This is a genomic window from Vineibacter terrae (assembly GCF_008039615.1).
GTDB classification, from domain to species: Bacteria; Pseudomonadota; Alphaproteobacteria; order Reyranellales; family Reyranellaceae; genus Vineibacter; species Vineibacter terrae.
This window is the reverse complement of sequence record NZ_VDUZ01000010.1, coordinates 24,034-46,829: the sequence shown is the minus strand read 5'-3', so window position 1 is coordinate 46,829 and position 22,796 is coordinate 24,034. Positions and strand designations below refer to the sequence as shown.

The 22,796-nt window shown below is 67.0% G+C and carries 19 protein-coding genes and 4 tRNA genes; 2 read left to right on the top strand and 21 right to left on the bottom strand.

The genetic code is table 11. From position 1 onward, the window contains the following. Window positions 1–141 precede the first annotated feature (141 nt). The 19 genes from nuoI to FHP25_RS10785 all read right to left on the bottom strand — a co-directional run bounded on the left by nuoI (window position 142) and on the right by FHP25_RS10785 (window position 18,219). A complete protein-coding gene (gene nuoI / locus FHP25_RS10875) occupies window positions 142–630 on the bottom strand; it encodes an NADH-quinone oxidoreductase subunit NuoI (protein ID WP_147846952.1) in 489 nt (162 codons plus the stop codon). Window positions 631–640: 10 nt separating this feature from the next. Further along, on the bottom strand, window positions 641–1,651 hold the full coding sequence (gene nuoH, locus FHP25_RS10870) for an NADH-quinone oxidoreductase subunit NuoH (RefSeq protein WP_231712296.1): 1,011 nt from the start codon (window positions 1,649–1,651) through the stop codon (window positions 641–643). Between the two features lie 10 nt (window positions 1,652–1,661). Next, window positions 1,662–3,707, bottom strand: coding sequence for an NADH-quinone oxidoreductase subunit NuoG (gene nuoG / locus FHP25_RS10865; protein ID WP_147846951.1), 2,046 nt, complete (start codon window positions 3,705–3,707; stop codon window positions 1,662–1,664). 7 nt (window positions 3,708–3,714) lie between these two features. After that, the gene (nuoF, locus tag FHP25_RS10860; protein WP_147846950.1) at window positions 3,715–5,001 is read right to left on the bottom strand and encodes an NADH-quinone oxidoreductase subunit NuoF; all 1,287 of its coding nucleotides are present in this window, start codon (window positions 4,999–5,001) and stop codon (window positions 3,715–3,717) included. A gap of 19 nt (window positions 5,002–5,020) precedes the next feature. Further along, window positions 5,021–5,656: an NADH-quinone oxidoreductase subunit NuoE gene (gene nuoE, locus FHP25_RS10855; RefSeq protein ID WP_147846949.1), complete on the bottom strand. Its 636-nt coding sequence runs from the start codon at window positions 5,654–5,656 to the stop codon at window positions 5,021–5,023. A 13-nt stretch (window positions 5,657–5,669) separates the two neighbouring features. Continuing rightward, on the bottom strand, window positions 5,670–6,854 hold the full coding sequence (locus FHP25_RS10850) for an NADH-quinone oxidoreductase subunit D (protein WP_147846948.1): 1,185 nt from the start codon (window positions 6,852–6,854) through the stop codon (window positions 5,670–5,672). Window positions 6,855–6,864: 10 nt separating this feature from the next. Further along, on the bottom strand, window positions 6,865–7,470 hold the full coding sequence (locus FHP25_RS10845; protein WP_147846947.1) for an NADH-quinone oxidoreductase subunit C: 606 nt from the start codon (window positions 7,468–7,470) through the stop codon (window positions 6,865–6,867). A 7-nt stretch (window positions 7,471–7,477) separates the two neighbouring features. Next, window positions 7,478–8,005 (bottom strand): NuoB/complex I 20 kDa subunit family protein, encoded by a 528-nt coding sequence (locus FHP25_RS10840; RefSeq protein WP_231712280.1) that lies wholly within the window; start codon window positions 8,003–8,005, stop codon window positions 7,478–7,480. Next, a complete protein-coding gene (locus tag FHP25_RS10835) occupies window positions 7,996–8,361 on the bottom strand; it encodes an NADH-quinone oxidoreductase subunit A (protein WP_147846945.1) in 366 nt (121 codons plus the stop codon). The genes FHP25_RS10840 and FHP25_RS10835 overlap by 10 nt, the downstream gene beginning before the upstream one ends. A 189-nt stretch (window positions 8,362–8,550) precedes the next feature. Next, window positions 8,551–8,627, bottom strand: a tRNA-Asp gene (locus tag FHP25_RS10830). 186 nt (window positions 8,628–8,813) lie between these two features. Further along, window positions 8,814–8,889: transfer RNA gene (locus tag FHP25_RS10825), tRNA-Val, on the bottom strand. 201 nt (window positions 8,890–9,090) lie between these two features. Further along, window positions 9,091–9,363 carry an HU family DNA-binding protein gene (locus tag FHP25_RS10820; RefSeq protein ID WP_147846944.1) on the bottom strand — a complete coding sequence of 91 codons (273 nt, stop codon included), beginning with the start codon at window positions 9,361–9,363 and terminating at the stop codon, window positions 9,091–9,093. Between the two features lie 193 nt (window positions 9,364–9,556). Beyond that, entirely contained in the window at window positions 9,557–11,959 is a 2,403-nt protein-coding gene (gene lon, locus FHP25_RS10815; protein WP_147846943.1) for an endopeptidase La, read from the bottom strand. A 234-nt stretch (window positions 11,960–12,193) separates the two neighbouring features. After that, window positions 12,194–13,465, bottom strand: coding sequence for an ATP-dependent Clp protease ATP-binding subunit ClpX (gene clpX / locus FHP25_RS10810; RefSeq protein ID WP_147846942.1), 1,272 nt, complete (start codon window positions 13,463–13,465; stop codon window positions 12,194–12,196). 187 nt (window positions 13,466–13,652) lie between these two features. Then, window positions 13,653–14,303, bottom strand: coding sequence for an ATP-dependent Clp endopeptidase proteolytic subunit ClpP (gene clpP, locus FHP25_RS10805; protein WP_178133454.1), 651 nt, complete (start codon window positions 14,301–14,303; stop codon window positions 13,653–13,655). 208 nt (window positions 14,304–14,511) lie between these two features. Beyond that, window positions 14,512–15,849: a trigger factor gene (tig, locus tag FHP25_RS10800; RefSeq protein WP_147846941.1), complete on the bottom strand. Its 1,338-nt coding sequence runs from the start codon at window positions 15,847–15,849 to the stop codon at window positions 14,512–14,514. Between the two features lie 57 nt (window positions 15,850–15,906). After that, window positions 15,907–15,991, bottom strand: a tRNA-Leu gene (locus FHP25_RS10795). Between the two features lie 140 nt (window positions 15,992–16,131). Beyond that, complete coding sequence (locus tag FHP25_RS10790; protein WP_147846940.1) at window positions 16,132–17,673, bottom strand: NAD(P)H-hydrate dehydratase; 1,542 nt, start codon at window positions 17,671–17,673, stop codon at window positions 16,132–16,134. A 3-nt stretch (window positions 17,674–17,676) separates the two neighbouring features. Continuing rightward, window positions 17,677–18,219 (bottom strand): hypothetical protein, encoded by a 543-nt coding sequence (locus FHP25_RS10785; RefSeq protein WP_178133453.1) that lies wholly within the window; start codon window positions 18,217–18,219, stop codon window positions 17,677–17,679. Between the two features lie 369 nt (window positions 18,220–18,588). Here FHP25_RS10785 and FHP25_RS10780 point away from each other — a divergent pair. Then, window positions 18,589–18,665: transfer RNA gene (locus tag FHP25_RS10780), tRNA-His, on the top strand. A 34-nt stretch (window positions 18,666–18,699) separates the two neighbouring features. Here the strand turns inward: FHP25_RS10780 and kynA are convergent. Next, window positions 18,700–19,479 (bottom strand): tryptophan 2,3-dioxygenase, encoded by a 780-nt coding sequence (gene kynA / locus FHP25_RS10775; RefSeq protein WP_147847079.1) that lies wholly within the window; start codon window positions 19,477–19,479, stop codon window positions 18,700–18,702. Between the two features lie 32 nt (window positions 19,480–19,511). Further along, the gene (gene kynU, locus FHP25_RS10770; RefSeq protein ID WP_147846939.1) at window positions 19,512–20,744 is read right to left on the bottom strand and encodes a kynureninase; all 1,233 of its coding nucleotides are present in this window, start codon (window positions 20,742–20,744) and stop codon (window positions 19,512–19,514) included. 178 nt (window positions 20,745–20,922) lie between these two features. On the opposite strand from kynU, the gene FHP25_RS10765 reads away from it, so the two are divergent. Then, the gene (locus FHP25_RS10765; protein ID WP_178133452.1) at window positions 20,923–22,497 is read left to right on the top strand and encodes a flavin monoamine oxidase family protein; all 1,575 of its coding nucleotides are present in this window, start codon (window positions 20,923–20,925) and stop codon (window positions 22,495–22,497) included. Window positions 22,498–22,796: the final 299 nt, after the last annotated feature.

Sequence of the window (22,796 nt, the reverse complement as noted above, 5' to 3'; positions counted from 1 at the left end):
CAGTGGGGGAGGTGGCCGAAGGCCGGAGGGGGACCCGACGTGGTGCCTCGCCAGGACACACCACGTCGGCTCCCCTCCGCCCCTTCGGGGCACCTCCCCACGCTGACGCGTGGGGAGGATTCACCCCCATCGTGGGTCCAGTCATCGGTACGGCGCCTCGGCCGCGAGGTTGGCCGCGATCTCGGCCTCCCAGCGGTCACCGTTGGCGAGCAGCTTCTGCTTGTCGTACATCAACTCCTCGCGGGTCTCGGTCGAGAACTCGAAGTTCGGGCCCTCGACGATCGCATCCACCGGGCAGGATTCCTGGCAGTAGCCGCAATAGATGCACTTCGTCATGTCGATGTCGTAGCGCGTGGTGCGGCGGCTGCCGTCGGCCCGCGGCTCGGCCTCGATGGTGATGGCCAGCGCCGGGCATATGGCCTCGCACAGCTTGCAGGCGATGCAGCGTTCTTCGCCGTTGGGGTAGCGCCGCAAGGCATGCTCGCCCCGGAAGCGCGGCGACAGCGGCCCCTTCTCGAAGGGGTAGTTCACCGTCACCTTGGGCTTGAACATGTATTTCAGCGTCAGCACGAAGCCCGAGATCACCTCGGTCAGCAGGAAGGCGCGCGCGGTACGGTCGAGGAAAGCCATGTCCGGATCCCTAACCGAGGAACTGGATCGCCGCGGCCGTCAGCACGAGCCACAGCAGCGAGAACGGCAGGAAGATCTTCCAGCCCAGCCGCATGAGCTGGTCGTAGCGATAGCGCGGCACGGTGCCCTTGGTCCACGAGAACACGAACAGCAGCACCGCGATCTTGAGCGCGAACCACACCAGGCCGGGCACCCAGGTGAAGGGCGCGAACGGCAGCGGCGAATACCAGCCGCCCAGGAACAGCACCGCGCCCATGCCCGAGAGCAGGATCATGTTGGCGTATTCGCCGAGGAAGAAGAGCCCGAAGGCCATGGCCGAGTATTCGGTGTGGAAGCCGGCCACCAGCTCGGCTTCCGACATCGGCAGGTCGAACGGCGTGCGGTTGGTCTCGGCCAGGGCCGAGATGAAGAACACCACGAACATCGGCAGCAGCGGCAGCCAGTACCAGTTCCAGAAGCCGCCGGCCTGCGCCTTCACGATGTCCGACAGATTGAGCGAGCCGGCGCACAGCAGCACCGTGACCAGCACGAAGCCGATCGAGACCTCGTAGGACACCATCTGGGCGGCCGAGCGCAGCGCCCCGAGGAAGGCGTACTTGGAGTTCGAGGCCCAGCCGGCGATGATGATGCCGTAGACGCCCAGCGAGGAGATCGCGAACAGGTAGAGGATGCCGACATTGACGTCGGCCAGGACCCAGCCGTCGTCGAACGGCACCACGGCCCAGGCGATCAGCGCGGTCGCGAACGTGATCATCGGCGCCAGGACGAACAGCACCTTGTTGGCGCCGCTGGGCACGATGGTTTCCTTCAGCACCAGCTTCAGGCCGTCGGCGAAGGGCTGCAGCAGGCCGAACGGGCCGACCACGTTGGGGCCGCGGCGCAGCTGGATCGCGGCCCACACCTTGCGATCGACATAGGTCATGTAGGCCACGGCCACCAGCAGCGGCACCGTGATCGCCAGGCACTGGGCCACGATCACGATGAGCTGGCCCAGCCAGTGGGTGGTGAAGAACTCCATCAGCGTCATCGCCCTACTCCGCCGCCACGGCCGTGGACTGCCGATTGGCCGTGCAAGCCGCCATGGTCTGCGACGCGCGACTGATGGGGCAGGTCATGAAATAGTTCGCGATCGGCGAGACGAACGGCGCATCCTTCAGCTCGCCCGGCGTGCCGAAGGCGCCCCAGGCGCCCGGCGCCTGGTGATCGACGGCGGCGAAGCTGGGGTTGGCCTTGACCAGGCGCTGGCGCACTTGGTCCAGCGTGTCATACGGCAGCGCCTGGCCGAGCGCCGCCGACAGCGCGCGCAGGACCGCCCAGTCCTCGCGCGCATCGCCCGGCGGGAAGCCGGCGCGCTTGGCCAGCTGCACGCGGCCCTCGGTGTTGACGTAGATCCCAGGCTTCTCGGTGTAGGCTGCGCCCGGCAGGATCACGTCGGCGCGGTGCGCGCCGGCATCGCCGTGATGGCCCTGGTAGATCACGAACGCCTTGCCCAGGCGCCTGGTCTCGATCTCGTCGGCGGCCAGCAGGTAGACCACCTCGATATCGCCCTTCTCGCAGCCGGCGTAGATGGCCTCGATGCCGCCCGGCGTGACCAGGCCGAGGTCGAGGCCGGCCACCCGCGCCGCCGCGGTGTGCAGCACGCAGAAGCCGTTCCAGTCGGCGCGCACGGCATCGGCCGCTTCGGCCAGCGCCCGCGCCTGCGCCAGCACGGCGGCGCCGTCCGGCCGCTGCAGCGCACCCTGGCCAACGATGATCAGCGGGTTCTTGGCGCCCTTCAGCACGTCGGCGAAGCCCAGGCGGCCTTCGGCCAGCTCGCGCAGCGTCGCCGGCCCATGGCCCAGGCGTTCGGCCGGATAGGTCAGGTCCATCGGCACGTCGCCGATCAGGGCGATCCGGGTCTTGCCGGCAAGGTAGCGGCGGCGGATGCGGGCGTTGAGGACCGGCGCTTCCCAGCGCGGGTTCGTGCCCACCAGCAGGATCGCATCGGCCTTGTCGATGCCGGCGATGCCGGCATTGAACAGGTAGGCGCCGCGCACCGAGGCGTCGAGCGCAGCCCCGTCCTGCCGGCACTCGACGGAAGAGGATCCCAGCGCCGCCATCAGATCCTTGAGCGCGACCATCGACTCGGCATCGCACTGATCGCCCGCGACGGCGGCGATCCGGGCGCCGTCCAGGCCCTTCAGCCGGGCCGCGATCGCCTCGAACGCCTCGCCCCAGCTCGCCGGCTTGAGCTTGCCGTCGCGGCGCACATATGGCTGGTCGAGCCGCTGGCGCTTCAGGCCGTCGATGGCGTGGCGCGTCTTGTCCGCGATCCACTCCTCGTTGATGTCCTCGTTGACGCGCGGCAGCACGCGCATCACCTCGGCGCCGCGGGTGTCGATGCGGATGTTCGAGCCCAGCGCGTCCATGACGTCGACCGACTCGGTCTTGCGCAGCTCCCACGGACGGGCGTTGAAGGCGTAGGGCTTGGAGGTCAGCGCGCCCACCGGGCAGAGGTCGACGATGTTGCCGGACAGCTCCGACGACAGCGTCTTCTGCACGTAGGTGGTGATCTCCATCTGCTCGCCGCGGCCGGTGGCGCCCAGCTCCTCGATGCCGGCCACCTCGGTGGCGAAGCGCACGCAGCGGGTGCACTGGATGCAGCGGTTCATCGAGGTCTTGACCAGCGGCCCGAGATCCTTGTCGGGCACCGCGCGCTTGTTCTCATGGAAGCGGCTGCGGTCGTAGCCATAGGCCATGGCCTGGTCCTGCAGGTCGCACTCGCCGCCCTGGTCGCAGATCGGGCAGTCCAGCGGGTGGTTCACCAGCAGGAACTCCATCACGCCGTTGCGGGCCTTCTTGACCATGGGCGTGTTGGTCTTGATCACCATGCCGTCCATCACCGGCATGGCGCAGGACGCGATCGGCTTGGGCGCCTTCTCCTGCTCGACCAGGCACATGCGGCAGTTGCCGGCGATCGACAGGCGCTCGTGGTAGCAGAAACGCGGGATCTCGACGCCGGCCAGCTCGCAGGCCTGCAGGACCGAGATGCCGGCCGGCACCTCGATGTCGATCCCGTCGATCTTCATCTTCGGCATGGCCGCCCTACTCCGCTGCGATCCGGCGCGACTGGAACTCGTTGATCCGCCGCTCCATCTCCGGCCGGAAATGGCGGATCAGGCCCTGGATCGGCCACGCCGCCGCATCGCCCAGCGCGCAGATCGTGTGGCCTTCCACCTGCTTGGTGACGTCGTGCAGCACGTCGATCTCCTCCAGGCGCGCATTGCCGGTGACCATGCGCTCCATGACGCGCCACATCCAGCCGGTGCCCTCGCGGCACGGCGTGCACTGGCCGCAGCTCTCGTGCTTGTAGAAATAGGACAGCCGCGCGATCGCCTTCACGACGTCGGTCGACTTGTCCATCACGATGACGGCGGCGGTGCCCAGGCCCGACTGCACGTTGCGCAGGCTGTCGAAATCCATCAGCACATCATCGCAGATCGACTTCGGCAGCAGCGGCACCGAGGCGCCGCCGGGGATCACCGCCAGCAGGTTGTCCCAGCCGCCGCGCACACCGCCGGCATGCCTGTCGATGAGCTCGCGCAGGGGGATGCCCATGGCCTCCTCGACATTGCACGGCTTGTTCACGTGGCCGGAGATGCAGAACAGCTTGGTGCCGGTGTTGTTGGGCCGGCCGATGCCGGCGAACCAGGCGGCGCCCCGGCGCAGGATGGTGGGCGCCACCGCGATCGACTCGACGTTGTTCACCGTCGACGGGCAGCCATAGAGGCCGGCGCCGGCCGGGAACGGCGGCTTCAGCCGCGGCATGCCCTTCTTGCCCTCGAGGCTCTCGAGCAGCGCCGTCTCCTCGCCGCAGATATAGGCACCGGCGCCGCGATGGACATAGACGTCGAAGTCCCAGCCCGAGCCGCAGGCGTTCTTGCCGATCAGGCCGGCATCATAGGCCTGGCGCACGGCGGCGTTCAGCTTCACGGCCTCGTCGTAGAACTCGCCGCGGATGTAGATGTAGGCCGCATGCGCCTGCATGGAGAAGCCCGCCACCAGGCAGCCCTCGATCAGCATGTGCGGATCGTGGCGCATGATGTCGCGGTCCTTGCACGTGCCGGGCTCGGACTCGTCGGCATTGACGACCAGGTAGTGCGGCCTGTCGCCGACCTCCTTGGGCATGAAGGACCACTTGAGACCGGTCGGGAAGCCGGCGCCGCCACGGCCGCGCAGGCCCGACTTCTTCATCTCGTCGATGATCGCGGCCGCGCCCTTGGCCAGGATCGCGGCGGTGTTGTCCCACAGGCCACGCCGACGCGCGCCATCGAGGCCCCAGTCGTCGAAGCCGTAGAGGTTCTTGAAGATCCGATCGTCGTCGCTCAGCATCGCCCGTCACTCCAGGCGTTTATCGGTCGCGCGGCGCAGCGCCGCCGGGAATGCCCGTCAGGGTCGTTGGACCGCCGACCGGGGCCGAGGTCTGGCGATCCACCTGCGGGCCAGGCCTGGGCGTCTCGCCGCGCTTGAAGGCTTCCAGCAGGCGGCGGGTCGAGGCCTCGTCGAGATCCTCATAGAAGTCGTCGTTGATCTGCATCATCGGCGCGTTGACGCAGGCGCCCAGGCACTCGACCTCGACGGTGCTGAAGAGGCCATCGGCGCTGATCTCGCCCGGGCCGACGCCGCTGACCTCGCGGCATGCCTTCATCACGCCATCCGAGCCGCGCAGCCAGCACGGCGTGGTGGTGCACACCTGCAGCAGGTATCTGCCGCGTGGCTTGAGCTGGAACATCGTGTAGAAGGTCGCGATCTCGTAGACCCGGATCGGCGCCATCTGCAGCAGCTCGGCGACGTGGTCCATGGCCGCGCGCGGCAGCCAGCCGCCGGCCTGGCGCTGCGCCAGGTCGAGGCAGGCGATCACGGCGCTGGCCTGCCGTCCGGGCGGGTAGTGCGCGATCTGCTCCTTGGCCTTCTCGAGGTACTCGGGCGTGAACGAAAACGACTCGACGTGCGGCACGTCCTTGGGGTCGGCAGTGATCATGCTCATGGTGCCGACTCTCCTAGCGGTCCACTTCGCCGAACACGATGTCCAGCGAGCCGATGTTGGCCGACAGGTCGGCCAGCATGTGGCCCTTGCTCATCATGTCCAACGCCTGCAGGTGCGGAAATCCCGGCGCGCGGATCTTGCACCGGTACGGCTTGTTGGTGCCGTCGGAGACGACATAGACCCCGAACTCGCCCTTGGGCGCCTCGACCGCGGCATAGGCCTCGCCGGCCGGGACCTTGTAGCCCTCGGTGTAGAGCTTGAAGTGGTGGATCAGGGCTTCCATCGAGGTCTTCATCTCGCCGCGCCGCGGCGGCGCGATCTTGCGGTCGTCGACGCGCACCGGCCCGCTCACCTTGCGCAGCGCCTCGATGCACTGGAGCATGATGCGGAGGCTCTGGGTCATCTCCTCCATGCGCACCAGGTAGCGCGCGAAGCAGTCGCCGGTCTTGCCCACCGGGATCTCGAAGTCGACCTTGTCGTAGACGTCGTAGGGCTGGGCGCGGCGCAGGTCCCAGGCGACGTTCGAGGCGCGCAGCATGGGGCCGGAGAAACCCCAGGCGATGGCGTCCTCGGCGCTGACGGCGCCGATGTCGACCGTGCGCTGCTTGAAGATGCGGTGCTCCGTGATCAGCCGCTCCAGATCCACGAGGAACTCCGGGAACTGGTCGCACCAGGCCTTCATCTTGTCGAGCATGCCGGCCGGCAGGTCCTGGTGCACGCCGCCGGGCCGGAAATAGGCCGCATGCATGCGCGAGCCCGACACGCCTTCATAGAACTCCATCAGCAGCTCGCGCTGCTCGAAGCCCCATAGCGTCGGCGTCAACGCACCGACGTCCATGGCGAAGGTGGTGACGTTCAGCAGGTGGTTGAGGATGCGGGTGATCTCGGAGAACAGCACCCGGATCCACTGCCCGCGCTCCGGAACCTTGATCTCCAGCAGCTTCTCGACGGTCAGGGCGAAGGCATGCTCCTGGCACATCGGCGAGACGTAGTCGAGGCGGTCGAAGTACGGCACCGCCTGCAGGTAGGTCTTGTACTCGATCAGCTTCTCGGTGCCACGGTGCAGCAGGCCGATATGCGGGTCGCAGCGCTCGACGACCTCGCCGTCCATCTCGACGACCAGGCGCAGCACGCCGTGCGCCGCCGGATGCTGCGGTCCGAAGTTGAAGGTCAGGTTCTTGATGGCGACGTCGGACATCGGGCGGGCCTCAGGTCTTGGTCGCCTTCTCGTCGCCCGGCAGCACGTAGCGCGCGCCTTCCCACGGGCTCAAGAAGTCGAAGCGGCGGAACTCCTGCGTCAGCTTCACGGGCTCATAGACCACGCGCTTCTGCTTCTCGTCGTAGCGCAGCTCGACGAAGCCGGTCAGCGGGAAGTCCTTGCGCAAGGGATGGCCCTCGAAGCCATAGTCGGTGAGGATGCGCCGCAGGTCGGGATGATCGGCGAACCAGATGCCGTACAGGTCCCAGGTCTCGCGCTCGAACCAGGGCGCGGCCGGGTGCACCGGCGCCGCCGACGGCACGGGCGTATCCTCGTCGGTGGCGACCTTCACCCGCACGCGCTGGTTCAGGCGATGGCTCAGCAGATGGTAGACCACGTCGAAGCGCTGGGCACGCTCGGGATAGTCGGCGCCGCAGATATCGACCAGCTGCCGGAACAGGCATTTCGGGTCGTCGCGCAGGAAGGTCAGCAGCGACAGCAGCTTGCCGGCGGTGGTCTGCAGCGTCAGCTCGCCCAGGCGGACGGTCGAGGCCGTGACGGCATCACCGGTCGCGGCCGTGACGTGGGCGGCAAGGTCGTTGAGCTTGTCATCCATGATCGGATCACCGGATCAGGGTGCCGGTGCGGCGGATCTTCTTCTGCAGCTGCAGGATGCCGTACAGCAGCGCCTCCGCCGTCGGCGGGCAGCCCGGCACGTAGATATCGACCGGCACGATGCGGTCGCAGCCGCGCACCACCGAGTAGCTGTAGTGATAGTAGCCGCCGCCATTGGCGCAGGAGCCCATCGAGATCACGTAACGCGGCTCGGCCATCTGGTCGTAGACCTTGCGCAGCGCCGGCGCCATCTTGTTGGTGAGCGTGCCGGCCACGATCATGATGTCGGCCGAGCGCGGGCTGGGCATCGGCGCGACGCCGAAGCGGTCGAGATCGTAGCGGCTCATCCACGTGTGGATCATCTCCACCCCGCAGCAGGCCAGACCGAAGGTCAGGCCCCAGAGCGATCCGGAGCGCGCCCACGACACCAGCTTGTCGAGCTGCGAGACGACGAAGCCCTTGTCGGCGAGCTCGCTGTCCAGGGCCTGGCCCAGCGCGGCGGTGCCGGCGGCGGAGCTAGCGGCCGTCATTCCCATTCGAGGGCCCCTTTCTTCCATTCATAGATGAAGCCGACCGTGAGGATGCCGAGGAACAGCATCATCGACCAGAAGCCGACGGCCCCGATGTCCCGCAGCGACACCGCCCACGGAAACAGGAAAGCGACCTCAAGGTCGAAGATGATGAACAGGATGGCGACCAGGTAGAAGCGCACGTCGAACTGGCCGCGCGCGTCGCTGAACGGCGCGAAGCCACACTCGAACGGCGACAGCTTCTCCGAGTCGGGATTCTGGCGGGCGATGATGTAGGAGCCGCCCAGCATGGCGATCACCAGACCGACCGCGATACCGATAAAGACGAGGATGGGCAGGTACTCGATCAGCAGCGCGTTCATCGCTTCCCCTCGTCCCGCATCCCGCAGACAGCCCGGGCCGGTCGCGCCGTTTGCCGTTCGGCACTCCGACCGCGCACTGCCACACTATTGATGCGTCCTGGCATACGCGTGAGGGGTATGGCGGAAGACAGATTGCCTCACCCCCCTGCCGGACGGGGCCGATGACCTTCCATTCCCCTTCCCGGGAAATGGCGCGAGCGACGGGACTCGAACCCGCGACCTCCGGCGTGACAGGCCGGCGTTCTAACCAACTGAACTACGCCCGCGTTTGGCCTCGTTGGCGGGCGCACGTTTAGACGTTTGCGCCCCTGCGTGTCAATCAATAGTGATATCGGTATGAGGTGATTTTTGCCTGGAGTTTCAGCGTTCTGGGGACTGCCGGCGAGATGGTGCCCCGGCTGCGGCCCAATCATCCCCAGGCGGCGGGCCCCGGAGGGCCCCGCCGTGTCGCATGGTGGGCGATGACGGGCTCGAACCGCCGACCCCCTCGGTGTAAACGAGATGCTCTACCAACTGAGCTAATCGCCCGCGACGCGGCTGGTGCATATCATATTGCGCTGCGACGGCACCACCTGTCATCCCGCACGGCGCTTCAAGTCAGGTCATCGAGGCCCGTCATCCCGAGCGCAGCGAGGGATCTCCTGCGAATAGCGCACCATGCGACCAGCCGCAGGAGATCCCTCGCTGCGCTCGAGATGACGGTGAAGGGAGAGGCACTCCGGGTCAGCGTCAGTTCAGCGCATCCTTCAGGCCGCGGCCGGCCTTGAACTTGGGCTGCACCGCCGGTGCGATCTTGATCGGCTCGCCGGTGCGCGGATTGCGGCCGACGCCGCCCTTGCGCTTGGTGGCGTAGAACGTGCCAAAGCCGACGATCAGCACTTTGTCCTTTTTCTTCAAGGCTTTGATGATCGAACTGAAGACCGCGTCAACGGCATCGGCGGCCCCTGCCTTGGACAGGTTCGTCTGGGTAGCCACGGCCGCGACGAGATCATTCTTGTTCATGATTGACGGTCCCCTCATTAAACCGAGTACGCTGGCAGCGGGACGCAGTCTATGAGGCGGCCTCCGCTCGCGTCAACGACTTGAAACAACATTTGGCGGCTCAGGCACGTCATAATAGCTGCATCTAGCGTGCCCAATAAAAACGGGCGGCCTCCTCGCGGAGACCGCCCGTCTTGTCCAGCCCGAAGGCGGATCAGTGCGTCATGACGCCTTCGACAGCATCCTCGGAGCCGGGGGCCGCGACATCCGACTCGGCCTCCTTCCACTCGATCGGCACCAGCGGCCGGGTGAGCGCCCGCGCCAGGACCTCGTCGACCATGGTGACCGGCACGATCTCCAGCGCCTTCTTCACATTGTCCGGAATCTCGGCCAGGTCCTTCTCGTTCTCCTTCGGGATCAGCACCGTCTTGAGCCCGCCACGCAGGGCCGCCAGCAGCTTCTCCTTCAGGCCCCCGATCGGCAGGACACGGCCGCGCAGGCTGATCTCGCCGGTCATGGCCACATCCTTGCGCACCGGAATGCCGGTCAGCACGGACACGATGGAGGTGCACATCGCCACGCCCGCCGACGGACCGTCCTTGGGGGTGGCCCCTTCCGGCACGTGAACGTGGATGTCGCGACGCTCGAACACCGTCGGCTTGATGCCGAACGACACGGCGCGCGAGCGGACATAGGACTTGGCCGCCTGGATCGACTCCTGCATCACGTCGCCGAGCTTGCCGGTGATGGTCATGCGGCCCTTGCCGGGCACCAGCACGGCCTCGATCTGCAGCAGCTCGCCGCCGACCTCGGTCCAGGCCAGGCCGGTGGTGACGCCGACCATGTCCTCAGCCTCGGCCTCGCCGAAGCGGAACTTGCGCACGCCGGCGTACTTCTCGAGGTTCTTCGCCGTCACCTTCACCTTGTCGACGCCGTCCATCAGGATTTCCTTGACGGCCTTGCGCGCCAGGTTGGCGATCTCGCGCTCCAGGTTCCGCACGCCCGCCTCGCGGGTGTAGTAGCGGATCAGGTCACGGATCGCCTCGTCCTTGACGACGATCTCCTCTTCCTTCAGGCCGGCGGCCGAGATCTGCTTGGGCGCCAGATGCTTCTTGGCGATCTCGATCTTCTCGTCCTCGGTGTAGCCGGCCAGCCGGATGATCTCCATGCGGTCCAGCAGCGGCTGCGGCATGCGCAGGCTGTTGGCCGTGGTGATGAACATCACGTCCGACAGGTCGTAGTCGACCTCCAGGTAGTGGTCGTTGAACGTGTTGTTCTGCTCCGGATCCAGCACCTCCAGCAGCGCCGCCGAGGGATCGCCGCGCCAGTCGGCGCCCAGCTTGTCGATCTCGTCGAGCAGCACCAGCGGATTGGAGGACTTCGCCTTCTTCATCGACTGGATGATCTTGCCAGGCATCGAGCCGATATAGGTGCGGCGGTGGCCGCGGATCTCGGCCTCGTCACGCACGCCGCCCAGCGACATGCGCACGAAGTTGCGCCCGGTGGCCTTGGCCACCGACTTGCCCAGCGACGTCTTGCCGACGCCCGGCGGGCCGACCAGGCAGAGGATCGGGCCCTTCATCTTCTCGGTGCGCTGCTGCACGGCGAGATACTCGAGGATGCGCTCCTTGACCTTCTCAAGCCCATGGTGATCGGTGTCGAGGATCTGCTGCGCGCCCCTGAGATCCTTCTTGATCTTGGTGCGCTTCTTCCACGGCACCGACAGCATCCAGTCGAGATAGTTGCGCACGACCGTCGCCTCGGCCGACATCGGGCTCATGGTGCGCAGCTTCTTGACCTCGGTCAGCGCCTTCTCGCGCGCTTCCTTGGTCAGCTTGGTCTTCTTGATGCGCGACTCGAGCTCAGACACCTCGTCCTTGCCGTCCTCGCCTTCGCCCAGCTCCTTCTGGATCGCCTTGAGCTGTTCGTTCAGGTAGTACTCGCGCTGCGTCTTCTCCATCTGACGCTTCACGCGGTTGCGGATCTTCTTCTCGACCTGCAGGACGCTGATCTCGCCTTCCATCATGGCGTAGATCTTCTCCAGCCGCTCCGAGACCGATTCGATCTCCAGCAGAGCCTGCTTGTCGGCGATCTTCAGCGCCAGGTGCGAAGCGATCTGGTCGGCGAGCTTGGACGGATCGTCGATCTTGTTGATCGAGACCACGACCTCGGCCGGCACCTTCTTGTTGAGCTTGACGTACTGCTCGAACTCGCTGGCCACGGTGCGCGCCAGCGCCTCGACCTCGGCGCTGTCCACGGGCTGCTCGTCCAGCACCGTGGCGTGCGCCTCGAAGAACTCCGCGCGGTCGGTGAACTCGGAAATGCGGGCCCGGCGGCCGCCTTCGACCAGCACCTTGACGGTGTCGTCCGGCAGCTTCAGCAGCTGAAGCACCGTGCCCACGGTGCCGACCCGATGGATATCATCCGGGCCAGGGTCGTCCTGGGCGGCATTCTTCTGGGCGACCAGCAGGATCTGCTTGTCGTCACCCATCACCTCTTCGAGCGCCCGCACCGACTTCTCGCGCCCCACGAAGAGCGGCACGATCATGTGCGGGAAGACCACGATGTCACGCAGCGGCAACACCGGAAAGAGCGGTCCACGGGGGTTGGAACTCATCACGCCTCTCTTTGGCCCTTCAGCCCTTTATGGCGCCAACGCGCTTGCCGCACCAGTGCGCACATATCGCGCGACAGGACCTTCTGTAGTGGACAGATAGCGATTCGTGCCTCCGGTTCAAGGATACCGGGGGAAACTGGACCAATTGTGCTCGTACTGGCCAATACGCTGCCACCGGACCATTGATGGGCCGGTGGCATCAAGCAGCTATCGCGCAGCGGAATAAAAACCAGATCAGGCCCCAGCCGGCGCCTCGAGCTCCTTGCGCTCGCTATACGTATAAAGCGGCTGAGCGCGGCCCTCGGCGACTTCCCGATTGACCACAACCTCGTCGACCCCTTGCAGGCCAGGAAGCTCGTACATGGTGTTCAGCAGGATGGCTTCCATGATCGACCGAAGCCCGCGGGCGCCCGTCTTGCGGGCGATCGCCTTCTGGGCGACGCAGCGCAGGGCCTCGTCGGTGAACTTCAGCCGCACGCTCTCCATGTCGAACAGGCGCTGGTACTGGCGAACCAGGGCGTTCTTGGGCTTGGTCAGGATCTCGACCAGGGCCACCTCGTCCAGATCGTCCAGCGTCGCCACCACCGGCAGGCGGCCGACGAACTCGGGGATCAGCCCGTATTTCAGCAGATCCTCAGGCTCCAGGTCGCGCAGGATCTCGCCCGTGCGCCGGTCGTCGGGACCGCGCACCTCGGCGCCGAAGCCGATCGACGTGCCCTGGCGGCGATGGGAGATGATGCGCTCGAGGCCGGCGAAGGCGCCGCCGCAAACGAACAGGATGTTGGTCGTATCGACCTGCAGGAACTCCTGCTGCGGGTGCTTGCGGCCACCCTGCGGCGGCACGCTGGCGATCGTGCCCTCCATGATCTTCAGCAGGGCCTGCTGCACGCCCTCGCCCGACACGTCGCGCGTGATCGACGGGTTGTCGGACTTGCGGCTGATCTTGTCGACCTCGTCGATGTAGACGATGCCGCGCTGGGCGCGCTCGACATTGTAGTCCGACGCCTGCAGCAGCTTGAGGATGATGTTCTCGACATCCTCGCCGACATAGCCCGCCTCGGTCAGGGTCGTGGCGTCGGCCATGGTGAACGGCACGTCGAGCATGCGCGCCAGCGTCTGGGCCAGCAGCGTCTTGCCCGAGCCCGTCGGCCCGATCAGCAGGATGTTGGACTTGGCGAGCTCGACGTCGTTGTTCTTCGCGCCGTGATGCAGGCGCTTGTAGTGGTTATGGACCGCGACCGAGAGCACCTTCTTGGCGTAGTCCTGGCCGATCACATAGTCGTCGAGGATCTGGCGGATTTCCTTCGGGGTCGGCACGCCATCCTTGGACTTCACCAGGGTGGTCTTGTTCTCCTCCCGGATGATGTCCATGCACAGCTCGACGCATTCATCACAGATGAATACGGTAGGCCCCGCGATCAGCTTACGGACCTCGTGCTGGCTCTTGCCGCAGAACGAACAGTAGAGGGTGTTCCGCGAATCGCCGCCGGTCTTGTTCGTCGCCATGGGCGTACACTACCTCCAGAGCGCACCCGCCGGCACGCTATCCCTATGTTACGCCCCGCAGTCGCCTCGGTACAACATCAAAATATTGTGGGTATGACTTCGCAGGGCGCATGAACCGTCCACAGAGCCTCCAGACACATGCATGGTGACCACTGTGGACGCCTTTGCAAGCACGACTTCTGCCGCTTCAGACAGTAGTCTTCACCGACTCCACGGCCGTCGGCCGCTTCAAAAGAACATCGTCGATCAATCCGAATTCCTTCGCCTCTTCCGGACTGAAGAATTTGTCGCGATCCATCGACTGTTCAATGACCTCGATCGGCTGGCCGGTATGCTCCATGTACATGCGATTGAGCTTGGCGCGCATCATCAGGATCTCGCGCGCCTGGATCTCGATATCGGCCGCCTGGCCCTGGGCACCGCCCGAGGGCTGGTGGATCATCACCCGGGCATTAGGCAGCGCGAAACGCTTGCCCTTCTCGCCCGCGGTGAGCAGCAGCGAGCCCATCGAAGCCGCCTGTCCGATGCAGACCGTGGAGATGCCGGGCCGGATGTAGCGCATCGTGTCGTAGATCGCGAGGCCGGACGAGACGACGCCTCCCGGTGAGTTGATGTAAAACGCGATGTCCTTGGTCGGATTCTCTGATTCCAAATACAAAAGCTGAGCGCACAGCAGCGTCGAGACATGGTCCTCGACGGGTCCGCTGAGAAACACGATCCGCTCCTTCAGCAGGCGCGACCAGATGTCGTAGCCCCGCTCGCCGCGCGCCGTCTGCTCGACGACCATCGGCACGTAGATGTTGTTGTAAACTTCGACGGGATCGCGGTCGCGAATCATGTGACGGAGTCCTTCTCACCCGGCCTGGTTTTGCGGCCATTCGTCGCTATCTGGGTTAGCCGCGCCACCGAAATCAATCGTCGACGGCGCGCATGTCCTCGTCTCAGACATGGCGTGTTGCCAGCCGCAGCGCAAGCATTTCAGGGCGTGCCCTCCTGCTTCATGGTTCGACAAGCTCACCATGAAGGCTGCCACGACCGGGTCTCGCTCAGGCCGCGTCGGCCTTGTCGTCCTCTGCCTCGCGCGCGGCCTTCAGCAGGTCGTCGGGCGAAACCGATTTGTCGGTGACCTTGGCCAGCTCGAGCGCGAAGTCGATCGTCTTGTCCTCGAAGATCGGCGCCCGCAGGCGATCGCGCATTTCCGGGTTCTTCTGGTAAAACTCCAGCACCTGGCGCTCCTGGCCCTGGAAGCGCTGGGCTTCGCGGAAGACCGCCTGGTTGATCTCGGCGGCGCTGACCTCGATGTTGTTCTTGCGGCCGACCTCGGCCAGCAGCAGCCCCAGCCGCACCCGGCGGTCGGCGATGCCGCGATACTCCTCCTTCAGCTTCTCCTCGTCGCCCTCGACCTTCTGGCCGGCAGCCTTGGCATCCTCCACCTGCTTCCAGATGCCCTCGAACTCCAGGTCGACCAGGCCGGCGGGGACGGAGAACTTGTGGCGCTCGGCGAGCTGGTCCAGCAGCTTGCGCTTGACCAGCGTGCGCGAGACCTGGGCGTAGTCCTGCTCGATGCGCTCGCGCACGGCCTTGCGCATGGCCTCGAGGTTGTCGAAGCCGGACGCCTTGGCCAGCTCGTCGTCGATCGGCCGAGCCACCAGCTCGCGGATCTCCTTCACGGTGACCTTGAACGTGGCTTCCTTGCCGGCGAGCTCCTTGTTGCCGTAGTCGGACGGGAACGTCACCTTGACCTCGCGGTCCTCGCCCGCCGAGGCGCCGACGAGCTGGTCCTCGAAGCCGGGGATGAGGCTGGCCGACCCGATCTCGACCGTGTAGTCGGTGGCTGCGCCGTTGGGGAACGCCGTGCCGTCGACATAGCCGGTGAAGTCGATCTTCACCATGTCTCCCTTGGCGGCCGGCCGTGGCGCCTCCAGATCCTTCTGCTCCTTGTTGGCGGCGGCGATGCGCTCGAGCGCCTCATCGATGGCCTTGTCCTCGACAGCGACCTTGAGCCGCTCCAGCTCGATGCCGCTGAAGTCGACATCGCCGATCTCGGGCATGATCTCGACGGTGACATCGAACTCCAGGTCCTTGTCCTCGCCGATCGCCTTGACGTCGACCCGCGGCTGCAGCGCCGGGCGCAGGCCGTTGTCCTCGACGGTCTTGCCGACGCTGTCCTGGACCGCCTTCTGGACGGCCTCGCCGAACAGAGCCTGGCCATACTGCTTGCGCAGGATGGTCACCGGCACCTTGCCGCGGCGAAAGCCCGGCATCACCGCCGTCTTCGACATCTCTGTCAGGCGGCTGTCGACCTCGCCGGTCAGCGTCGCGGCCGGAACCACGATCTTGTAGGCGCGCTTGAGGCCTTCGTTGGCGATTTCAGTGACTTGCATGGTCGTGAAGATCCGCTACGTCCAAAATCCGTTGTTACGCGCCTTGCAGCGGGACAATGGTGCGGGCGGAGGGACTTGAACCCCCATGCCTTGCGGCGCTGGAACCTAAATCCAGTGTGTCTGCCAATTCCACCACGCCCGCGGCCACGCCCGCGCGCTCGGCGCACCAGTCCGGTGGCCAAGGGGCGCCTTCTAGCCCGCGATCCGAAGGCGGTCAAAGGGTTATGATGGGAAGATGCACGCCCGAGGCCGGCAGCGTGTCCCGAAGGCCGGTAACGCCCTCTACGAGGCCAGCGACTGCAGGACCTGGGGCAGCTGGACCGGCAGATCCTCGGCGATCAGGCCCGGACCGAACCGGGCAGCCGCGGCACCGTGCATCCACACCGCCGCGGCTGCAGCCGCGAACAGGGTCATGCCCTGGGCCGCAAGGCCCGCGATCATGCCGGACAGCACGTCCCCTGCCCCGGCCGTGGCCAGCCAGGGTGGCGCATTGGCGTTGATCACAGCCCGCCCGTCGGGCGCGGCGACGATGGTGTCGGCTCCCTTCAGCAGCACGACCGCCCCCGCCAGGCGCGCGGCTTGGCGCGCACGGTCGAGCTTGCCCAGGTCCGGCCGCAAGCCGGGAAACAGGCGGGCGAACTCGCCGTCGTGCGGCGTCAGCACGACCGGCCCCTTGATATCGCCGAACAGCGCCGCCGGATCACCCGAGAACGCCGTCAGCGCGTCGGCATCCAGCACGCAGGCCCGGCCGGTGGCCAGCGCCTCGGCCACCAGCCGCCGGGTTGCCGGCGTGGCACCAGCACCCGGGCCGACGACGAGCACATTGCGGCGCGGGTCGGCCGCCAGCTGGCGAAAGGCGCCGGCACCGTCGAGCGGCGCAACGATGTTGCCCGGCTCAGCCGCCTGGTAGACCGAGACCGCAGCCGACGGCGCAGCGATGGTCACCAGGCCGGCGCCGATCCGCCGTGCCGCCAACGCTGCCAGTCGGGCGGCGCCGGTCATGGTCTCGCCACCGGCGACCATGACGTGGCCGCGCACGTATTTATGGTCGGCCAGCGACGGCGTGCGCAGCGCCGCCTGCCATAGCGGCGGCTCGTTGCGCCACTGGCGGGCGTCGACCATTTTCAGCGCCGCACGCGGAATGCCGATATCGACGACCCGCAGCTCGCCGCACAGCAACCGGCCGTTGACCGACAGATGCGCCGGCTTGGGCCGGAAGAACGTCACCGTCATTGCGCACCGGGGCGCATGGCCGAGGATGCGGCCGGTATCACCTTCGAGGCCGCTGGGCATGTCGACGCCGATACACGCCAAGCCCCGGCTGTTGATCATCTCGATGACTTCGGCCGCCTTGCCCTCGATCGGCCGCTTCAATCCGGCGCCGAACAGCGCGTCCACGACCAGCGGCCGGCCGGCCAGCAGTCCTGCCGACACCGGCTCGACCGCCCCCTCCCACAGGATCGCCGCCCACATGGCGTCGCCCGTGAGCTTGGCACGCTCGCCCAGCAGGCCGACCCGCACCGGCCAGCCGGCCGCGGCGAGGTGACGCGCAATCACGAACCCGTCGCCGCCGTTGTTGCCGGGACCGCAGAGCACGGCGACCGGTTGCGGCAAGAAACGTTCGATGACGGCATTGGCCACCCCGGCCCCCGCCGCCTCCATCAGGGTGCTGCCCGAGGCCGACTCGTCGCCACCGCCGCCGGCTCCGCGCATGGCATACCGCTCGGCAGCCTGCATCTCAGCGCAGGTCAGCAGCACGAGATCGTCGTCGGGCACCAGGTCGCGGGCCGGCGCGCCAGGGGAAGGGTCGGGTCGGTCCGTCATCCGCTAGGCCGAGCGGCGCGCCCGCCGGCGCATGGCGGCGAACCGGCGCGACAACCATCCCGGGTGCGCCACGAGACGGCGCACGCGGTGCAGGAAGGCGGTGGCCATCTGCCAGGCCGGCAGCGCCTTCACGAAGGCGTAGAGCCAGTCGCGCCACGCGAACACCCAGGCCTCGGCCCGCACGAACCATTGCAGGGTCGATAGCGTCGGATGCAGCAGCTTGTAGATGCGGGCCGCGACAGCCGTGCCGACGACCTTGCCGACCATGATGATGCCGCCGCCGAGCAGAAACTTGCCCTGGGCGATCATCCACACCGCGGCCAGCTTGATCGGGAACAGCACGATCGCCGGCAGCAGGAACAGGATCATCGCCGGATACGGCGGCAGGCGGCTGATCCGGGCTTCCAGCGCTGCGACCCAAGGCAGCCTGGCGAAAGCCGCCATCAACCCTTGCAGCCAGGCGATCAGGGTCTCTTCGAGCAGCACCAGCAGCGCCGCGATGACCGCAAGCGGCGGCGTGACCAGGCGCTTCAGGAAGCGACGCATGCGATCGGACCTCACGCGGCACATATAAGCATCGCAGGGTGGGCCTGCATCAGCCGCTTGTCCATCGCCATCCCGTCGCCGAGAGCTTAGAGTGTGACGCATTCCTTTTCCTTCCCCCCGGAGGGGGAAGGTGCCCCGAAGGGGCGGATGGGGGATGCTCGAACCGCTTCGCTGCTCCTCAGTCATATCGAATCCGTCGCAACATCCCCCTTCCGGCGCTTCGCGCCACCTTCCCCCTCCGGGGGAAGAACAGGTCGTCGAGCGTGGCGAGGGATGACGGCGGGGAATGTGTGCGGCTCACCCTTGACGCAAACTGGAGGCCGGAGTACCTACGCGCCCGGTTTTCCGGGCTTCGGCCCGGCCCTGATGGCGGCCGTAGCTCAGTTGGTTAGAGCGCCAGATTGTGATTCTGGATGTCGCCGGTTCGAATCCGGTCGGCCGCCCCATCTCCCCCAGCAGGACAGTGCTGCTGCCGCCCCGTCACATCGCGGTGCGCAGGTGCCAGAGCTCGGGAAAGAGCACGACGTCCAGCATCCGGCGCAGGTAGGCGACTCCGTCCGTGCCGCCAGTGCCGCGCTTGAAGCCGATGATCCGTTCCACGGTCGTGACATGGCGGAAGCGCCACAACCGGAAGGCATCCTCCAGATCCACCAACTCCTCGGCCAGCTCGTAGAGGTCCCAATAGTGGCCGGGGTCGCGATAGACGGCGAGCCAGGCGGCCTCGACATCGGCGTCATGGCGGGTCGCGGTCATCTTGTCGCGGTCGACCACCGCCTGCGGAATGGCGAATCCCCTGCGCGCCAGCAGCGCGATCGCCTCGTCGTAGATCGACGGCGCCCGCAGCGCGGCATCGACCAGCGCCAGACGTGCCGGATCGTGCCGGTGCGCCTCGAGCATGGCGGGATTCTTGTTCCCGAGCAGGAACTCGATCACGCGGTACTGTGAGGACTGGAAACCCGACGAGGTGCCCAGCGACGGCCGGATGGCGCTGTATTCCGGCGGCGTCATGGTCGACAGCACGTCCCAGGCCTTCACAAGCTGCTCCATGACGCGGGAGACCCGCGCCAGCATCTTGAAAGCCGGCGGCAACGCATCCGCCCGGATCGCCGCGATGGCCCCTTCCAGCTCATGCAGGATGAGCTTCATCCACAGCTCGGTGGTCTGGTGCTGGATGATGAACAGCATCTCGTTGCGGTCATGCGAGAGCGGCCGCTGGGCCTGCAGCACCTTGTCGAGCTGCAGGTAATCTGCATAGGACATGTCGGCACCAGGCTGGCTCACGACCGCCTCCCTCACGTTACCGCATCGGGCCCCGGCAGCGGCACGGCCTGCCAGGCGCCGGACCGCAGGACGTCCTCCACCGCCAGCACGGCGTCCCACACATCGACATGGCGCACGTACAAGGGTCCGAAGCCGAAGCGCATGACATCGGGCGCCCGGAAATCGCCGATGATGCCGCGCCCGATCAACGCCTGCATGACCTGGTAGCCGGCGGCATGGGTGATCGAGACATGATTGCCCCGGCGCGCGCCGTCACGCAACGTGGCCAAGTCGCAGCCCAGCGGCGCCAGGCGCTCGTCATGAAGCCGGATCATCAGGTCGCCGAGCGCCCGTCCCTTGGCCTGCACGTCGTGCATGGCGATGCCGTCGAAGGCGTCGAGCGCCGCTTCCAGCGCCGTGTTGGCCAGCATCTGCGGCGTGGAGCACAGCATCGCGCGGATACCATCCGCGCGGGCGAACCCGGGCTCGAACTTGAACGGCGCGGCATGACCGAACCAGCCGGTCAGCGGCTGGTCGAGCGCCGCATGGTGCCGCTGCGCGACGTAGACATGCGATGGCGCCCCCGGCCCGCCGTTGAGGAACTTGTAGCCGCAGCCAACCGCGAAATCGGCGCCTGAATCATCCAGCGCCAATGCGACGGCGCCCGTCGAATGGGCCAGGTCCCAGATCGCCAGGCCGCCGCGCGCGTGGACGGCGGCGGTCACCTGCGCCATGTCCTGGATCTCGGCCGTCCGGTAGCTCACATGCGACAGCTCGGCCACCGCGGTGTCGTCGTCGACCGCAGCCGCGACGGCGCCGGCCGGGACGTAGCGCACGGTCATGCCGTGCATGCGCGCGACGCTGTCGACGACGTGATTGTCGGACGGGAAATTGCCCTGCTCGGCGACGATCGTCCTGCGGCCGGGCCGCAGGCGTATCGCCGCGACCAGCAGCTTGAACAGGTTGACCGAGATCGTGTCCGTGACCGTCACCTGGTGCGGCGCCGCCCCCAGCAGCGGCGCCAGCTTGCGGCCGATCCGGCCCGGCGATTCGTACCAGCCGGCCGTGTTCCAGGATCGCACGAGTCCGATCCCCCACTCCTGCCGCACCATCGCCTCGACGCGCTCGGCAACGCCGCCCGGCAGCGCGCCCAGCGAGTTGCCGTCGAGGTAGTTGACGCCGTCGGGCAGGATGAAGCGCCGCCGCGCGTGTGTCAGAGGGTCAGCTTCGTCGAGCCTCGCGCAATCTTCGCGGGTCAGCGCCATGCCGTCCCTCCCATGCCCGTGTCGTTCGGCGAGTCCTGCCGACCGTCGTCGTGAACGTAGCGAGGGATCCGGCAAGGATGAAGGCTTCATTCACCGCAGATGGTCGCGATGACAGTGAAACCGCAAAGCGGGACTGCTACGGTCAAGGCAAGCAACCATGTCTTGGGGGATATGCACGATGGCCCGAACGCCTCTTTTCCGCGCCCTGCGCCGCCACTGGCAAGCTGCCGCAACGCCGGCTGACGGCCTCACGCGCCGGCGCTTTCTCGCCGGCTCGGCCCGGCTCGCGACCGCCGGCCTTGTGGCGGGTCCCGTCGCGGCCTGCGCCGACGTGGTGGCGAGCGGCCCGCTGACGGGGGAACCGGTGGTGATCGTGGGCGCCGGCGCGGCAGGCCTCACCGCCGCCTATGCGCTGGGCAAGGCAGGCGTCCCCGCCGTGGTCTACGAGGCGGCCGGGCGGGTCGGCGGGCGCATCTGGACCCTGAACGGCTTCAACGCCGACGGACAATTCATCGAGCTCGGGGCCGAGCTGGTCGATACCGACCATGCCGACCTGCGACGGATCTGCGCCGAGCTCGGCGTCGGCGTGCAGAAATTCTCCGAGCCGCCGACCGACATCACCGGCGAGATCTTCCACTATCGCGGCCAGATCTACACCGGCCGGCAGTTCGAGCAGGGCCTGAGGCCCTTCGTGCAGGCGGTCGCGCGCGCCCGGCGCGAGATCGGCGGCGGCGCCAGCGACTTGTCAGTGACCTATGCGACACCCATGAACGCCGCCGCCTATGATCGCATGACGCTGGCCGAGTTCCTCGACCGCCAGACGGATGTCGAGCCCTGGGTCCGCGAGATGGTGCGGATCGCCTATGTCGGCGAGATGGGCAGCGAGGCCGACATCCAGTCGGCGCTCAACCTGATCCTGCTGATGAACCCGCCCCGGCCCGGCCTCTACGGCGACAGCGACGAGGCCTGGCGTATCGCCGGTGGCAGCTCCTCGATGATCGAGGCGCTGCGCGATGCCGTGGTCCGCCGCGCCGGCGGCAGCGCCGACAGCGTGCTGCGCTTGCGCCACGAGCTGACCGCGATCCGCGACGACGGACGCCAGCTGGTCCTGAGCTTCGATCACGGCGGGCAAGCCGTCACCGTGCCGGCGAGCCGCGTGGTGCTGGCCCTGCCGTTCTCGGTGCTGCGCCGGGTCGACGGCATCGCCACGCTCGGCCTCGACCCGGTCAAGAAGCGCAGCATCGCCGAGTACGGCTATGGCACCAACACCAAGCTGATGTCAGACTTCTCGAGCCGGGTCTGGCGTACCGCCAGCAACCGCATCCCGGCTTATGACGGCTTCCTCACCACCGATGCAGGCCATCAGAATTTCTGGGAGACCAGCCGCGACCAGAAGGGTGGCCACGGCGTGCTCACCAACTTCCTCGGCGGCAAGGCGGGCGCCGACTTCTCGGCCACCGCGCAGCGGGCACCCATCCGCTTCCTGGCGACGCTCGATCCCCGCCTGGGGCCAGCCTTCAGCGGCGTGCAGCAGTTCATGAACTGGAGTCGATACCGTTTCGCGCTGGGCTCCTACTCCTCGCCCCGCCCCGGCCAGTACACGGCTTTCTTCGGCGTCGAGGCCAGGCCCGAGCTGGGCGGCCGCCTGTTGTTCGCGGGCGAGCACACCAGCGTCGCCTATAGCGGCTTCATGAACGGGGCGGTAGAAAGCGGCCTGCGCGCCGCCCGGCAGGCCCTGGGTCGGGTGGCATAGGATCTACCTCTCTCCGCGCAGGCGCTATGGAGTGGACACATCTTACGCGAAGCACGCTTCTGTCATCCTGAGCGCAGCGAAGGATCTTTTGGACCGTCGTTCCGCACGGACGAAACTTGTCGGCGCACGGATATCTAGGATGATACCCGTGCGATCCCACGGCTCAACAGATCCTTCGCTTCGCTCAGGATGACAGCGAAGTTGACCTGCGAGAGGTGTCCACCCCATCCCGCGCAGGCGGATAGAAGGTCTTTCACGCGCCGTCACAGCGGTGTCATGGAACGCGCCGACATCTCAGG